Here is a 15,405-nt window from a genome sequence, read left to right on the forward strand (position 1 = left end):
CAGAATAGTTGAATGAATACCCAGGCTCCTCGCTGCTTCAGAACAGGTATATCCTTGTTCAGTGACCAGACTAATTGCATCCAGTTTAAATTCTTTTGTATATTTTCTTCTCGTAGACATATTGAACTCCAATTAAGCAAATTATCTCTTAACTGGGCTGTCCAAATCAATTAGACCACGTCAATGGTAGTGGATGATGAAACAACCAAGATAAGCAGGTATACTATTGAAAAGTAATTATTATTAATAATCTATGTGGACACATCGCCGCTCGGGGCAAACCAATCAACGTGGCAGTCAGGATCATCGTGATCCGTATGAACGCGATCGCACTCGGGTGATTCACTGTCCCGCATTCAGACGTTTGCAGCGAAAAACCCAGATTCTTGGTACCGATGAGGGCGATTTTCATCGCACCCGTTTGACGCATTCTCTTGAGGTTGCTTCCATTGGACGAAGCCTTATACGTCATCTAAGTATTAGTCAGCAACCTCATTTCTTATCAGGACTTCTTCCCAATGATGATCTTATCAGTGTTATTTGTTTATTGCATGATATTGGTCATCCACCTTTTGGTCATGGTGGTGAGGTGGCATTAAACTATATGATGCGCCATCATGGTGGTTTTGAGGGGAATGGTCAAACCTTACGGCTTCTGACTAAAGTTGAAAAAAGTTATGGCGCTTATGGACTTGATTTAACGCGCCGAGCTTTACTTGGGATTCTTAAATACCCCGTTAGTCGCGCCAGTGTGGTTGCGACCTCTTTACCAGAGGTGCAGCAATCCTTCAGTAAAACAATTCGTATCAATGATTGGTTGCCACCAAAGGCTTATTTTGACTGTGAACAGCCTGAAGTAGATTGGTTATTGTCCCCTTTTTCGGAGTCTGAGCGAGCATTGTTTCAGTCACTGGTAAAGCCACCCGGACAATATACTCATGGAAAAGCAGCTTATCATACCTTCGATTGTTCTGTGATGGATATTGCAGATGATATTGCGTATGGGGTTCATGATTTGGAGGATGCAATTCATTTACGGCTGATTGAACGTTCGCAATTTGATACGCTTACCTTAAGACAGTTACTCGCTTTGACGCCTCTCGGTCAAGCTCAGGATGTATTGCTTAATTCTTTATTTGATCCAGCCCCCTATATTCGTAAGCAGGCTATTGGTGAGATGGTGAATTATTTTATAACGGCAACGGAAGTGCGGGTCACTCACGAAGGATTTGCAAATTCTTTGCTTAAATATAATCTTATTTTATTACCTGAGGCGAAAGCACTTTTAGAGTATCTGATGCAATTCATTTATCAATATGTGATTGATTCACAAGAAGCACGTACGTTTGAATATGGTGGGCAAACGGTGGTGTTGCGCTTATTTGAGGCCATCAGTTCAAACCCCGGCAGTTTGCTGGATAATAAAAATCGTTTGTTGTTTCATGAAGCAACGGATGAACAGGCTGCGTTCAGAATTGTGTGCGATTATATTGCCAATATGACGGATGAATACGCTTATCGCATGCATGAGCGATTATTTGGGTTTAATACACGAACGATATTTGAAAGACTATAAATATGGCGTCCCCAAGGGGATTCGAACCCCTGTTACCGCCGTGAAAGGGCGATGTCCTAGGCCTCTAGACGATGGGGACCTAGAATTTTTCGGTTGCATATTAAGCACAATATGCACCAGCATGGTGATATATTTGCCATGTAATATGGCGTCCCCAAGGGGATTCGAACCCCTGTTACCGCCGTGAAAGGGCGATGTCCTAGGCCTCTAGACGATGGGGACCTAGACATTTACAACCATGATTAACAAGCGATGGTGGAGCTAGGCGGGATCGAACCGCCGACCTCTTGCATGCCATGCAAGCGCTCTCCCAGCTGAGCTATAACCCCTAAATTTCCTGTATATCAGCTCTTTAAAAGAGAATCGCAGTTTAATGAGGCCTTCATTACCTGTCAAGGAATTTTTTAAATGAAATTAGGAGTGTGCTTGTTCTGTACGTTTTCTTGAGGATTTTTGATATTGTTTCCAGTCTTTGTCTTTTGCAAAGACAAAGCTTGCTGCTTCTTCAATGAAGAAACCGATATCATCAATATTTGCCCATGCGCAATATTCATTGATTTTTGCGAATATTTCACTATTAATTTCTGCTTTAATTTTTTCTTTTTTTTGAAATCGAGTTCCATTAATAATTGGCATTGCTTTTTACCTTCGAATGAAATGGTTAATTCGGCACATACCTTAGCAAATTATTTATCATTTGAGAAGCTTTAACTATTTTCATTTTTAATGATTAAAACATAGATAAGCCATTCAAAAAATTATATTTTATTTTGAATGGCTGGATTAAAGTTTTTGCTGCAAGTCGTTTAAATGTCGCCTTTACTGCAAAGATTAATAGGATCTGACTGTAACGCCATGACTTCCTGAGTGACTATGGTTGTGTGTGGCAGCGGTCGGAGCTCCACGGTCGTGAACTGACCCATGACTGAAATGACCATGGCTACGTGCAAAGCTTACTGGACCATGACCAAAGGTTGCACTGTGGCTATGAGTATGGCCTGGAGAGAACACGCCAGAATGACTATGGTGATGAGTGCTGGGAGCCGGACGAAAATGGCTATGAGTTGTCACACGGGGCACAACAACAGGGCGAAAAGGTGATGAAAAGCCAGGGGTGACGACCACGGCAGATGGTCTGGGCCATCCAACTGGTGTTGTGGCAACGACACGACTTGGTCTTAATAAAAAAGGTAATAAACAAATGGCGCCAATCATTAGTAAAGTGGCAGCGCCTATGGCAATAGGTAAAACTATTGAAGAAGCGGCAACGGCTGTGGTTCCGGCAGCAAGCATGGCTTTTGATGCAAGGGCTGTCGTTGCGATGGCTGTGGATTTGGTTGCTGTTGCGGCAATAACGCCGGCGGTAACAACTGCTGCTGTCGTTAAGGCCGCCGTACACGCTAAGAGAAAGGTATAATTGGTTTTGTTTTTTAGTTCTTGCGATCGTTCAGTTTTTGAATTTTTCATGCCTATTACCTGTTTTCTTATCATCAAGGGCAGGGCAAGTCTACTTGAGTTTAGGGTCTGTTGACAATTATCCGATGGTGTTATTTTTCTAGCTGCTGCTGTAAAGACTGCAGCAAGTCTAAAAGATCATGTGCCTTTTCGGAAAAGAAGGTTAACTCCTGGCGGGCTTGCAGATAGAGATTTTGAATTTTGAAAAACAATTCTTGTTTGTCGTATAGGGTTGCAAAGGTTGTTTTTTGATTGGCGATATCAGATGCCCTGCCTTTGCCTAATTTGGCATTGCCATATCGGTCAAGATAATCATCTTGCATTTGAAAGACAAGGCCTAAATGTGTGGCAAATTGGCGCAACGCGCATGCTGCATCCGGAGTTGGGTTTCCTGCGGCCAAGACCATATTAATGCAGGCTGATATGAGCTTACCAGTCTTTAACCGATGAATTTCACATAATTGAGATTCGTTAATGGATGGTTTTGCTAGCTCCGAAAGATCAAGACTTTGGCCACTGACCATGCCGGATGGTCCACTGGCTTTCACCAGCTCTTGCGTGACCGTGATGACTTGCTGTAAAGAGAGCGTTTTTGGAAGAAAATTAAGTAATACATCAATGGCCAGCACCTGCATGCCATCGCCTACTAAAATGGCAGTGGCTTCGTCGAACGCTCGGTGACAACTCGGCTTGCCGCGGCGAAAATTGTCATTGTCCATAGCGGGCAAATCATCATGCACCAGGGAATAGCAATGGGTTAATTCAATCGCCGCGGCAATGATATCCAGACTATCAAGAGGCACTTTGATTAATTTACCGCACAAATACACAAGCATCGGACGTAATCGTTTTCCGCCGGGAAATAGCGTGTAAATAATAGCTTCTTTGATGCGAGGAGCCGGAATATCCAATTGATTCAGCAGTGTTTGCAACATCGCTTCATGGCGTATAAGGCAATCGCTCATTGTTTGGTTATTCATTGGGTTGCTCAGGTGCCGGAGTGTTTGCGGCAGAAAGGATCTCAATCTTTTGTTCAGCCTGATTTAAAAGGTCTTGGCATTTATGTGCCAACGTCATGCCTTTTTCGAATTGCTTTAAAGAATCTTCCAGGGATAATTCCCCTTTTTCCAGTTGGGCAACAATTTGTTCTAATTCGGCTATTGATTTTTCAAAATGGATGGTCTTAGTCATTACGGTCATCCTGCGAGCAGGCAAATCATGCAATTATACTGCCTCATTGTGTGGATTCAACAGCCATCACCGGGAAATTATTGTGATCATAATAGAAATCAACATGGCAGCCGTTGACATCAGGCCGGGTATTGTAACCATATTGGCATAATTTTGTTTAGATAAGTCATAAACTTCCATAGGCCTACTTGGTATTCTTCATTGCCGAGAGGGTCAAGTTTTAACTCGGGAAAGGCAATGCCCAAACCAAACAATCCTGGGGCAATAATCCCAACATGCGGATTATAATCCACCTGTTCGCAGTCGTTGATGACCATGTTTTTTCTGCGTTTAAAGCCGACGGCATAAATTGCTTTACTGCATTCTGGCAAAAAACGGGTAATATTCGCTTCGGTGGCCGTATAGCGGACCAGATTATGGGGGTGGACCCCATCAATGTATTGACGTGCCCATCGCGCCGTTTGCCCTTTTAAACCGGTATTGTCAAATAAAATCCAGTCATTCATGGGAATTGCGTAGCGACATGGTGAACGATAAAAATTCATGACTTTTTTAACCCCTAATTCAACCAAATATTGAATGATGATAATGGCGGAATGAGAGGAGCCAAAAACAGCATAAGTTTCATCGGTATTTATAGATTGACTGAGTCGTTCTTTATCAATAGCCAAATCAAAAGGTAACGTATCAATTCCTGGATAATTTAAGCTTTCCGGGACGGAACCGGTTGCCAAAATGACCTGTTTTGCGTGGAACGTTTGCGTATCATTGCTTAAAATCCAGGCTTGATTGGAATGTTTCATTTCATGAATAAAGGCTGGTGCTGTTTGCACGGTTTGGCTTAAGTGTTTGGTTACCCATTGCAAAGGCTCAACGATATGAGATAGGGTGCATGTATCGCCAGCCGGTAAATGATTTAATTGAAAATCGTTTGATGCTTTATCATAGGAGAAGGATTGAACTGCTGTTAAAAAATCAATAAACAGTTTTACAGAGGTATTACTGGAAACATTTTTCCAATGCTGGCCTAAATCGCCAACCTTAAAATAGGGATCTATCCATAGAATATTCGTGGGGGCTATTTTATGATCCAGTAATTTACCTACAGCAGCAATGCCAGCAGGCCCCGCTCCGATAACTGCCCATTCAAAAGTTTCATGAGTCATTTTATTTTGTTTGTGGTGTAGAACGAGGTGTAGAGTCTAAATGCCTGGAAGGCATTATACAAGCTTAACGAAGGAAGAGTTTAAGAACCTGTCTTCATAGTCTAACTACGCAGGGCTAAAAGCCTCGATTTTCTGCGCTCCGGTGCTCTAAAATCAAGGCTTTTAGCCTCAGCCTGGCGACTCTGAAGACAGGTTCTAAGAGTAACGTTAAAGAAATAGAGCATGGAGTATGAAGAGACTTATGAAACAGAAAATACAATTTGTTTGCAATCAATGTGCTGCAGTCTTTTCGCAGTGGGCAGGGCAATGCATGCAATGCGGTGCCTGGAATTCAATCACAGAAGAATCTGTAAACACGTCAGGAAAAAGTACACGTACTGGAAATTATGCAAACGAACGTTCAGAAGTCATGCTTGTTGAGGAGGTGATTCTTGATGGTCAATCACGTATGGATTGCGGTTTGTCTGAGCTTAATCGCGTATTGGGTGGGGGCTTGGTTGATGGATCGGTGGTTTTGATTGGCGGTGATCCTGGGATTGGTAAATCGACTTTGCTCATCCAAACTCTAGCGCAATTGTCGTTGCAGCAGAATGTGTTATATGTTACGGGAGAAGAATCGTTACAACAGGTTGCCTTACGGGCAAAACGATTGCAATTGCCATTAGCCGGCTTAAAGCTTTTGGCTGAAACGCATGTGGAATCCATTCTTGCCCATGCGCAGAAAGAGAGGCCGCGTATTATGGTGATTGATTCAATCCAAACCATTTTTACCGAATTAATTAATTCAGCACCTGGGGGGGTAAGTCAAGTTCGTGAGTCGGCAGCGCAATTGGTTCGTTTTGCGAAAACCACTCAAACGGCTGTTTTTCTCGTTGGTCATGTGACCAAAGAAGGGGCGCTTGCCGGCCCCAGAGTGTTGGAACATATGGTGGATTGTGTGTTGTATTTTGAAGGGCAGAGCGATAGCCGTTTTCGCGTCATTCGCGCGGTTAAAAACCGGTTTGGTGCGGTTAATGAGTTGGGTGTTTTTGCGATGACGGATAAAGGTCTTAAAGAAGTTGCTAATCCGTCGGCGATTTTTCTGTCGCGCCAACCGGAACCAACGCCTGGCAGTGCGGTGATGGTGACCTGGGAAGGTTCTCGTCCGATGTTAGTCGAAGTACAGGCGTTGGTTGATCAGTCCCATAGTCAACAAGCCAAACGAATTACTGCAGGACTTGAACAAAATCGCCTGGCGATTTTACTTGCGGTTTTGCATCGTCATGGTGGTATTGCGACCTTTGATCAGGATGTGTTTATTAATGTGGTGGGTGGGATGAAAGTTACGGAAACGGGCAGCGATTTGGCTCTGCTGGCGGCGGTTGTTTCCAGTTTACGCAATCGCGTTTTAGACAATAAAACGGTCATTTTTGGTGAAGTGGGACTTGCCGGTGAAATTAGACCAGTACAAAGTGGTCAGGAGCGCTTGAGAGAAGCGGCCAAGCACGGTTTCAAACGCGCGATCGTACCTTATGCCAATGCCCCCAAACACGATTTAGCCATCGAAGTAGAGGCTGTTAAGTACTTACATGAAGTGATGGAAAAGTTGTAGCTGCGAGCTTTGCAGCTTCTTTGGCAAAATAAGTAATCATCAAATCCGCACCAGCCCGCTTGATTGCAGTTAGGCTTTCCAGCATGGCTTGCTTCTCGTCGATTAATCCTTGCGCAGCAGCAGCTTTCAACATCGAATATTCACCACTGACTTGATAGGCACATAATGGTACTTCCGGGAAGCGCTGTTTTACCCGATAGATGATGTCTAGATAGTTCATGGCGGGTTTAACCATCAGCATATCCGCACCTTCTTTTAAGTCCAAGGCTGCTTCGCGTAGGGCTTCATGTGAATTGGCTGGGTTCATTTGATAGGTTTTGCGGTCGCCAAATTGAGGAGCGCCCTGGGCTGCTTCACGAAATGGCCCATAAAAGCTGGAGCTGTATTTCACAGCATAACTTAAAATAGCAATTTCTTGATGGCCATTGGCATCCAGTTCTTGCCGAATGGCTGCGACCATGCCATCAGTCATACTGCTGGGGGCCACCCAATCCGCACCGGCATCGGCATAACTCACGGCTTGTTGTGCTAGCAGCGCCAAGGTCGCATCATTATCGATCGTATGGCCACGTAGTACACCGCAATGGCCATGGTCTGTATACTCGCAAAAACAAACGTCGGCAATGATGAGCATCTCTGGATTTATGGTGCGAATCTTGTGTATGGCTTGTTGAATGATCCCATTTGTGCTTAAAGAAGCACGGCCTCTTGTGTCTTTATGTGCAGGAATGCCAAACAGCAAGACTGCGGGAATCCCTAACTCAGAGAGTGTGTCAATTTCTTCAGACAAGCTGTTTAATGTCCATTGATACTGGCCGGGCATGGCGCTAATTTCACGTTTAGCGTTGAGAGTTTCACTGATAAACAAAGGTGCGATGAATTGTGCTGGATGCAGATGAGTTTCCTGTATCATTGCGCGTACTGCTGGAGTTCGGCGCAGACGTTTTAGGCGAAGGGGTATGGAATACTGGTTCATATTAGTCCTTGCTATGCGTATACAATAAATCCATGCCACTGCCAGAGTCGCTGGCTGTCACCTGGATACTGAAAAATTTATTTAAGAGGTATTTCAAGGTTAATACGTTACTGTCTTCTTGGAATAAACCGATATTATAGCTTAAGTATAAACGATTGGTTATCGCTTTACCGACCACAAAAGCCGTGCTGTCAGTCACCTCATTGGTTTCTTGATGATATTGTGATGTGCTTTGTATATTAAAATCAAAACCCAGTGTTTGTTTTAACTGATCCAGTAATTGCAAGCCCTTTGTACCTGAATCGAGATTCATGGCCGAGATGGCAGTCAGTAATAATTGACCTCCCGATCTACTGGCCTGACTTGCCGGTTTTCCTAAGATAATCATGGATAATATATCGGCTTGCGAGAGATTTGCCGGAATGGAAAATAATTTAATTTCAGGGGAATCGACTCGGCCGCTGACTTCAATACCTACGGTTGTTTTATTGCCTAAATTGATGGATTGGATATTCCCAGAGCTGAAATCAAACAATTCATTAGAGCTTGCAAAATTGGCGGTTGCATTTTTAAAATAACGAACAGCGCGAAGCCGGATGCCTGGGTTGCTTATCTTACCTCCTGTAAAGATAAGCTGACCTTCTTCAATCGTTAAGTCCTGTCCATAAGCTTGGTATTTACCGTCTCTGATCGTTAATTCACCCACAGCGAATGGTTCACTTTGTGGTATTTGTCTGATTTTTAGAGCGCCGTCTAAAAAACCATGCAGGCCTTTTACATCCAAAGCAACCTGTTGCCCCATTTTAAGTTCGATATCGGCATTGATGTTAAAAGGAGACGTTTCTTGTTTATCGCTTACAAACACAGCATCATCGGTTAAATCAATGCTGCTGCTGAAATTGATGGGTTTTAAGTTAGCAGAAGGCACAAGAATCGTCCCTTTTATATCAATCAAATCTGGTTTGAAATCAAGCGATAAGGACGGAGAGACATGAACCTTGTGTTCAGAGGTTTGCACGATGGGAAATTGTTCGCCGTTTATGGTTATACTCCCGTTCATCTCTGGGGCAAACGCTCCCTTGCCCTCCATCGTCAATGTTTTGCTTTGAGCTCCGATGGAACCGGTCGCTGTCCATTGCGTACCATGGGTTAGTAATTTAGCCTGGATTGGCGATAGTGCAAGATTTAATTTAGGCAGAAACACACTGGCTTTGTTTAACGTAATATCGCCTTTGACGATGGGGTTATTTAATTTCCCTTCGGCGGACAGCTTGAGATCAAGTCTGCCATGAGGTTTTTCAATGGCAGGACTCACCCCTGCAAGAAAATCGAGAGAATCAATGTGTAGATTTAACGTTCCTTGTATGGTTTGTTTGGTGGCGTCAATGTCATCAAGACGAAATTCAGGCAGTTGCCCATTAAAATCCAATTGTTTATGGCGGTCTATCTGCATATGACCCGCTGCCTTTAATCCTGTTGCTGATAAATTGGCCGTTAATTGTCCGCCTTGAAATCTGAGTGGCGGGAGTGTTTTGTCCAAGGTTGATTGATAGATGCCGGGTGTCATAGTGAGGGTTAGTTTTCCTTGTTGGGGGCCGGTCACTTTAATATCGGAGATCAGTGTTGTTTGTAAATTGGCAAGTGCTGGGTGGAAAAGCATCGGCTGAGGCAGAGAAGCGGTTGCTTGCCATTGGTAGATGGACGTTCCATTGATCTCCAGGTGATTAGCACCAAGCGAAAGGCTGGCATGGATTTTTTGTGGTTGATAATTGATTCGAGCTTTTAATAAATTGTCCATGTACCGTGCCGACACTGCTGCTGTCGCTGAAAGTGTTTGCGGTGAATTTCCCCAAACCTGTGCGGTCAATTCAAGATTTGATAAAGGCAGATTCTTCTCGGTTAATGTGAGTGAGGTTGTTTTGATTTCACCTTTGAATCTTGGTTTGGCCTGTTCATCATACGTCAATGTGGTGACGATGTTACCTTGAGGCATGCGCACTAAACTTCGAGCATCAACTTTTTTATCATGCACATGCGCATGCAAGTCCAAATCCGCTTTTGCCGGTGCATCAAAGGTAACTTGCGCCTTAATCAGTAAATCCGATAAGGTGCCATTCATGGTGATACGACCTTGCCGGTTTTCTATAACATTTTGAGCATCAATGGGCCATTTACCGTCGTGCCATGTGATTTGCATGGACAGTGCCTGGCCGTTTTTCAAGGTGCCATGGAGCGTTCCTTTGGCAGGTTGACTGAATTGCCCTTGCCAATGATATAAGTCTAGATTGCCGCTAAGTTTAATGTCTCCCTGAATATGGTGTTGCATGCCTGTTGTTGGTTTAAACGTCAGATTGGCTGTAACGGCATAGGGAAAATAGGGTTGACCATTTCCTTCTAACAAGAGACGGTTATGACCATAATTGGCTGCAAACTGATGAATGGTCCATTGTTGGCTATTAAGCGTTGTTTGTAAATACAGCTGCTCCATTTGCCAGGCTGCGCCAGCTTGTTTAATACGTAGTTCATTAAGCGTTAATTTGTTTATGGTGAGCATGATTGGTAATTGCGGCAGGCTAAAGTCAGTATGCCCCGCTTTTTCGATAGCTTCGGGTGTATCTTTGATTTCCATTAAGAGGGTGTCGGCATGGATTTCTTTAATGCGTAGTTCTTTATGGAATAAAGCAGTCCAGTTCCATGTCAGGCGTCCATGGTCAAGATGAAGATGAAAAGTATTGTCTTCATAGTCTAATTCGGTAAAGGATATCTGCTTGATCAGTTGGCCTTGTGGTTTTTTTAAAGTGATTTTTCCCGGTAGAGCTAAATTGGCTAGTTTAACGGCAGTATAGAATCCTGGTGTGGTGACCAGAAAAAATGCTAACACGCAGGTCAGTAGGATAAAGAGGATGAAGCATGTGTAAAGAAAGGATTTTAAATAGCGCATAGTTACAGATCAGGCCCCATATTAATCACAAGCTTAGGATTGCGTCCCTCAATACGATTAAAGTGGTTGTTAATCGCCTGGGCAACGCCCACTTTAATGGGACCAACCGGCGATACCCACATTAGACCGATGCCGGCATCGTATTTAAATTCTTTTGGGTTTGGATTATATACATCACCGCCGTCGACAAATCCAATGAGATACCATTTGTTGAAGGTTTCTTTTTGAATTTCCATGCCTGCAAAACTTAAAATTTTTCCAGGTCCTATTGAATTATAGCTGTATGCTTTCAAATTTTCGGCGCCTCCCAGCAATAAGGCTAAGGATAAAGGCAGATTGTTAATCTCATTAATTTGAGTAAATCCTTGCATGGCGTGAAAGAAAAAACGGGTGCGAATCAAGTCAAATGTTATCGCTGCTTTCGCATCAATCGAGGCTTGCGCCATATTAATTTCTGAGAGAATTGCTTTACTGGCTGCAAGGCCTGTGAGCGTGACATTGTAACCGGAAGGGGAAAATAATGGATCAGATACTTTACTCCAGGTCAATGTTGCTTTGGGAAACAAAAGCGACTTGGTTGTTTTGGGTTCCCCTGTGTAATTATAACGCTCATTTAACGCATTTAGGGAGAGAATGCGTTGGTGCCGTTTTTTGACATGTTGTTGAGCAACCGACAGCAAGAGTGAATTCCCATAACCGCTGCTGTAATTCAAGTTGGATAAACTTCCTGTGATGCTGTATTTATCCGTTACAGGATTTTGGCCGGGTATAATATATTGTGCCAGCAATGCATTTTCCTTAAGGGAGCCCTGAGCAATGGCATTGAATTTATGACCGGCGCGGTTTACTGGCACGATATGAATGCCTGCGCGTCCGCGAGGGCCAGTATCGGTTCCATAACCGATGCCTAAGGAATAATTGATTCGATGCACTCTTTCCAGATGAACATCTATTGGTACATGACGTTCGGAATTAATAGTTGGTTTTACCACGACGGATTTAAAGTAACCACTGGCAGACAGATTGGTTTCCAAGGCAAGAACCTGATCCGTCGAGTAAGGTTGGCCAATTTTAAAGGGGACATAACGATGAAGCAATTCCGGTGAAATGTAGGTTGGATCAAAGCGTATCTGACCAAAATAATATTGAGGACCTGTATTGAAAATTAAGGTGATGTTTGCCGTATAACGTTGCCTATCAATTAAAATTTCGGATTTTTCAAAGAAGGCATGTAAATAACCTTGATGTTCTGCCGCATTATGCAATATATCTTTTGCTTCTTCGTAGCGACGGTTAAGCAGAGGTTGACCACTTTTGATTGGAAGATCGCGCACGGCTTGTCGAATTTCAGGGTTTTCAGCACCTTCTCCCTGGAGACGTACAGTCAGGTTGGTTATATGCATTTGCGGGCCGGCGGTGATATAGATTTGCAATCGTTTGCCTGCAGGGTGAATGGTGATGCTTGGCTTGAAAAAACCATAAGGATACATGGCTTTGGTGATTTGTTCTTTTAATGCTTCTGGTGGTTCCTGGGTTATGGGTTTATCTTGATATAATTCAGCCAGGCGGTATTGCACATTCTCTAATACATCCCCTTTAATTCCTGTAATGTCAACATTCACGGCGTTCAACGCACCTAATGGCAGGAGGCTGCATAAAATGAGCAGGATGCGTCTGGCTCGTTTATTGATCATAAAGTTGATTGCCATCCATACCAGAAAGTGATTTCATGGTACCAGAAGCTTCCAATGCTTTCAGGTGGTATATAAATTCCAGTGCCGCTCTGGGAGATAAAGTATCCACATCAATGTTAGCTAATACAGTCAATATAGGGGATGTTGAGTTAGGTAAAGGGGGGGTAAACGGTGTTGTCGATGTTTCTTGCGCCTGTTGCAGATGATGATTGGCGAGCGTTAATACTTCTTCAGGTATTCCGGCTAATGCTGCAACTTCAAGCCCATAGCTGCGGCTTGCATGGCCTTCTTCGACTTGATAAAGAAACGTAATACCGCTTTCGGTTAATGCTGCTCGTAATTGTACGTTACGGATGCAAGAAAATTCGTCAGCGAGTTTGATGAGTTCTAAATAATGGGTGGAGAACAACGTATAAGCTTTCACCTTCGATGCAAGGTGAGCACAACAAGCATAGGCCAGAGCCATGCCATCGTGCGTGCTGGTTCCCCGGCCAATTTCGTCGATTAATACCAGGCTTTGTGATGTGGCATGCCTTAGAATATAGGCCGTTTCCGTCATTTCCACCATAAAGGTAGAACGGCCTGATGCCAGATCATCGCTGGCACCGATGCGCGTGAAAATTCGGTCAATGGGGCCTAATCTTACTTGTTGGGCAGGGACATAACTGCCAATATGTGCCAGTAGAATGATCAGGGCGTTCTGGCGCATGTAGGTGGATTTACCACCCATGTTAGGGCCGGTAATGACTAGGATATGGCAAGTAGAATGAAGGGTTAAATGATTAGCGATAAATCGTTCCTGGAGAATTTGTTCGATAACGGGGTGGCGCCCGCCTTGAATTTCAATGCCTGGTTGGTCACTCAATTCCGGACAGTGCCAGTTTAATGATTGTGCACGTTCAGCAAGAGTACATAATACATCCAGCTCAGCCAGGCCTTGGGCGATTTGCATCAGGGTCTGCAAATATTGGTGAATTTCCTGCAAAAGGGTTTCATACAGCCATTTTTCACGTGTTAATGCCTTGCTTTGTGCGGACAGTACTTTTTCCTCGAATGTTTTTAACTCAGGCGTAATATAGCGCTCGACATTCTTGAGCGTTTGTTTGCGCTGATAATAAGGGGGCGCTTTTTCTGCCTGTGTACGTGGTAATTCTATGTAGTACCCATGGACTCGATTATAGCCAAACTTTAATGAGGGTAAACCTGAATGATGTTTTTCTTTCTGCTCCAGTTTTAACAGTGCTTCGCTTGCGTGTTCGCTCAGTTCACGTAATTCATCCAATTCTTCATCAAATCCAGGCGCAATAACTCCACCATCACGAATTAGCATGGGTGGATTTTCGACGAGGGCTGCCGCTAATAAGTCGTGTAATGCGGGTAAGGATGTTAATTGCTTGCTTAGTGTCAGAATCAAGTCGCTTTCATTGCTGGAAATAGCGTTGCTTATTTCAGGAAGCAAGCGTAATGTTTGACGTAATTGGATTAAATCCCGTGGACGGGCTGAGTTTAAGGCAATACGGGATGTGATTCGTTCAACGTCACATATTTGACGAAGCAACTCATGTAAATGGCTGTCTTGTTTTTTTCTTATTAATTCCTTAATGGCTTGCTGACGATGGCGAATGAGCTGATGGTGGCGTAATGGTCTGCCTAACCAACGTTTGAGCAAACGGCTTCCCATGGCTGAAGCGGTATGATCCAAGAGTGAAAAGAGACTGTGATTGTGGTGTCCATGAGAATGTTCAAATAGTTCCAAATGACGTTGAGTGGCTGCGTCCAATTGCAAATAATGCTGGTTGTGCTCAAGTGTCACCGTCTTTAAATGTGGCAACGCTTGTCTTTGAGTGATCTGCAAGTAGGCCAATAAGCAACCGGCTGCAGGAATGGCTAGAGGATATTCTTTTTCTCCAAAGGCATCTAGATTTTGTACGGCAAATTGCTGGCATAACAATTCCCGTGCGTGTTGCCGATCAAAGTCCCAGGAAGGGCGAATTTTAATCGTGTATTGCTCATTCAGTTTGTCAAAAGGCAATGGTTCCTGAATCAGAATCTCAGCGGGTTTAAGACGAGCAAGTTCACTTTGCAGCTGACTAGAATTTGCTGCCTGCAATAAATGAAAACGACCGCTGCTTAAGTCAGTCCAAGCCAGACCGAATTGTTTCTTATCTTGGTGAATTGCCAATAGTAGGTTATCGCATTTTGCTTCAAGAAGCGCTTCATCGGTAATAGTGCCTGGAGTAATGATTCGGGTCACTTGCCGCTCAACCGGACCCCTACTTTGCGACGGGTCGCCAACTTGTTCACAAATCGCGACGGATTCCCCTCTTTTAATTAAGCGCGCAAGATAATTTTCGACGGCGTGATATGGTACACCAGCCATGGGGATTGGCTTGCCTGCAGATTGCCCGCGGTGAGTTAAAGTTAAATCAAGTAATTGTGCGGCGTGTTTAGCATCGTCAAAAAACAATTCATAAAAATCACCCATACGATAAAACAGCAGCATATCAGGATAGTCTGCTTTAATTCGCAAGTATTGTTGCATCATGGGAGTGTGAGAAGATAGCATCTGAGCCACGATAAAATTACATTTGTCGAGATTCTAGCAAATGCATTAGATCAAGTCAGTAAATGCTGTGCTTGGGTTATCAATAAAAGATTTCATGTGCTTGTGATAAAGTTTGTGTTTTGTGCGGTTTTTTATGACAGGCTTGTTGGTTCAATAAAGTGGATTGTAAATCTAAAATAATATATGCTTGTGAAGATAAATAATTAATATAATTATGTAACTTCTTCACATCATGTGAATTTTTGCTAG

At 43.6% G+C, this 15,405-nt stretch carries 12 protein-coding genes and 3 tRNA genes; 2 read left to right on the forward strand and 13 right to left on the reverse strand.

The window, feature by feature from the left end:
• On the reverse strand, nt 1-120 hold a 120-nt coding region (locus E1O52_RS01600; RefSeq protein WP_165474677.1), incomplete at its 3' end, for a transposase.
• A 133-nt stretch (nt 121-253) separates the two neighbouring features.
• On the opposite strand from E1O52_RS01600, the gene E1O52_RS01605 reads away from it, so the two are divergent.
• Entirely contained in the window at nt 254-1,576 is a 1,323-nt protein-coding gene (locus tag E1O52_RS01605) for an anti-phage deoxyguanosine triphosphatase (protein WP_133126974.1), read from the forward strand.
• 3 nt (nt 1,577-1,579) lie between these two features.
• Here the strand turns inward: E1O52_RS01605 and E1O52_RS01610 are convergent.
• The 8 genes from E1O52_RS01610 to E1O52_RS01645 all read right to left on the reverse strand — a co-directional run bounded on the left by E1O52_RS01610 (nt 1,580) and on the right by E1O52_RS01645 (nt 5,388).
• A tRNA-Glu gene (locus tag E1O52_RS01610) sits at nt 1,580-1,655 on the reverse strand.
• Between the two features lie 67 nt (nt 1,656-1,722).
• Nucleotides 1,723-1,798: transfer RNA gene (locus tag E1O52_RS01615), tRNA-Glu, on the reverse strand.
• Nucleotides 1,799-1,829: 31 nt separating this feature from the next.
• A tRNA-Ala gene (locus E1O52_RS01620) sits at nt 1,830-1,905 on the reverse strand.
• Nucleotides 1,906-1,990: 85 nt separating this feature from the next.
• Nucleotides 1,991-2,212, reverse strand: a complete 222-nt coding sequence (locus E1O52_RS01625; RefSeq protein WP_133126975.1) for a hypothetical protein — start codon at nt 2,210-2,212, stop codon at nt 1,991-1,993.
• 195 nt (nt 2,213-2,407) lie between these two features.
• Nucleotides 2,408-3,043, reverse strand: coding sequence for a hypothetical protein (locus E1O52_RS01630; RefSeq protein ID WP_133126976.1), 636 nt, complete (start codon nt 3,041-3,043; stop codon nt 2,408-2,410).
• An 80-nt stretch (nt 3,044-3,123) separates the two neighbouring features.
• The gene (locus E1O52_RS01635; RefSeq protein WP_133126977.1) at nt 3,124-4,011 is read right to left on the reverse strand and encodes a polyprenyl synthetase family protein; all 888 of its coding nucleotides are present in this window, start codon (nt 4,009-4,011) and stop codon (nt 3,124-3,126) included.
• Nucleotides 4,004-4,222 (reverse strand): exodeoxyribonuclease VII small subunit, encoded by a 219-nt coding sequence (locus E1O52_RS01640; RefSeq protein WP_133126978.1) that lies wholly within the window; start codon nt 4,220-4,222, stop codon nt 4,004-4,006. The genes E1O52_RS01635 and E1O52_RS01640 overlap by 8 nt, the downstream gene beginning before the upstream one ends.
• A gap of 119 nt (nt 4,223-4,341) precedes the next feature.
• Nucleotides 4,342-5,388, reverse strand: a complete 1,047-nt coding sequence (locus tag E1O52_RS01645) for an FAD-dependent oxidoreductase (RefSeq protein WP_133126979.1) — start codon at nt 5,386-5,388, stop codon at nt 4,342-4,344.
• A 241-nt stretch (nt 5,389-5,629) separates the two neighbouring features.
• On the opposite strand from E1O52_RS01645, the gene radA reads away from it, so the two are divergent.
• Entirely contained in the window at nt 5,630-6,979 is a 1,350-nt protein-coding gene (gene radA / locus E1O52_RS01650) for a DNA repair protein RadA (protein WP_133126980.1), read from the forward strand.
• Here radA and hemB read toward each other — a convergent pair.
• From hemB to mutS, 4 genes are all read right to left on the reverse strand, one after another.
• Entirely contained in the window at nt 6,945-7,955 is a 1,011-nt protein-coding gene (hemB, locus tag E1O52_RS01655; protein WP_133126981.1) for a porphobilinogen synthase, read from the reverse strand. The genes radA and hemB overlap by 35 nt on opposite strands.
• Before the next feature lies 1 nt (nt 7,956).
• Nucleotides 7,957-10,836 carry a translocation/assembly module TamB domain-containing protein gene (locus E1O52_RS01660; RefSeq protein WP_165474678.1) on the reverse strand — a complete coding sequence of 960 codons (2,880 nt, stop codon included), beginning with the start codon at nt 10,834-10,836 and terminating at the stop codon, nt 7,957-7,959.
• 62 nt (nt 10,837-10,898) lie between these two features.
• Nucleotides 10,899-12,590: an autotransporter assembly complex protein TamA gene (locus E1O52_RS01665; protein WP_242602126.1), complete on the reverse strand. Its 1,692-nt coding sequence runs from the start codon at nt 12,588-12,590 to the stop codon at nt 10,899-10,901.
• On the reverse strand, nt 12,580-15,156 hold the full coding sequence (mutS, locus tag E1O52_RS01670) for a DNA mismatch repair protein MutS (RefSeq protein ID WP_133127196.1): 2,577 nt from the start codon (nt 15,154-15,156) through the stop codon (nt 12,580-12,582). Before mutS ends, E1O52_RS01665 begins: the two co-directional genes overlap by 11 nt.
• Nucleotides 15,157-15,405 lie beyond the last annotated feature (249 nt).

The sequence above is a fragment of the Legionella nagasakiensis genome, assembly GCF_900639915.1.
GTDB classification, from domain to species: domain Bacteria; phylum Pseudomonadota; class Gammaproteobacteria; order Legionellales; family Legionellaceae; genus Legionella_A; species Legionella_A nagasakiensis.

Excerpts from the sequence above, each read along its gene's own strand:
- E1O52_RS01605 (WP_133126974.1), top strand. The coding sequence starts at position 254 with ATGTGGACACATCGCCGCTCGGGGCAAACCAATCAACGTGGCAGTCAG.
- E1O52_RS01625 (WP_133126975.1), bottom strand. The coding sequence starts at position 2,212 with ATGCCAATTATTAATGGAACTCGATTTCAAAAAAAAGAAAAAATTAAA.
- E1O52_RS01630 (WP_133126976.1), bottom strand. The coding sequence starts at position 3,043 with ATGAAAAATTCAAAAACTGAACGATCGCAAGAACTAAAAAACAAAACC.
- E1O52_RS01635 (WP_133126977.1), bottom strand. The coding sequence starts at position 4,011 with ATGAATAACCAAACAATGAGCGATTGCCTTATACGCCATGAAGCGATG.
- E1O52_RS01640 (WP_133126978.1), bottom strand. The coding sequence starts at position 4,222 with ATGACTAAGACCATCCATTTTGAAAAATCAATAGCCGAATTAGAACAA.
- E1O52_RS01645 (WP_133126979.1), bottom strand. The coding sequence starts at position 5,388 with ATGACTCATGAAACTTTTGAATGGGCAGTTATCGGAGCGGGGCCTGCT.
- radA (WP_133126980.1), top strand. The coding sequence starts at position 5,630 with ATGAAACAGAAAATACAATTTGTTTGCAATCAATGTGCTGCAGTCTTT.
- hemB (WP_133126981.1), bottom strand. The coding sequence starts at position 7,955 with ATGAACCAGTATTCCATACCCCTTCGCCTAAAACGTCTGCGCCGAACT.
- E1O52_RS01665 (WP_242602126.1), bottom strand. The coding sequence starts at position 12,590 with ATGATCAATAAACGAGCCAGACGCATCCTGCTCATTTTATGCAGCCTC.
- mutS (WP_133127196.1), bottom strand. The coding sequence starts at position 15,156 with ATGCTATCTTCTCACACTCCCATGATGCAACAATACTTGCGAATTAAA.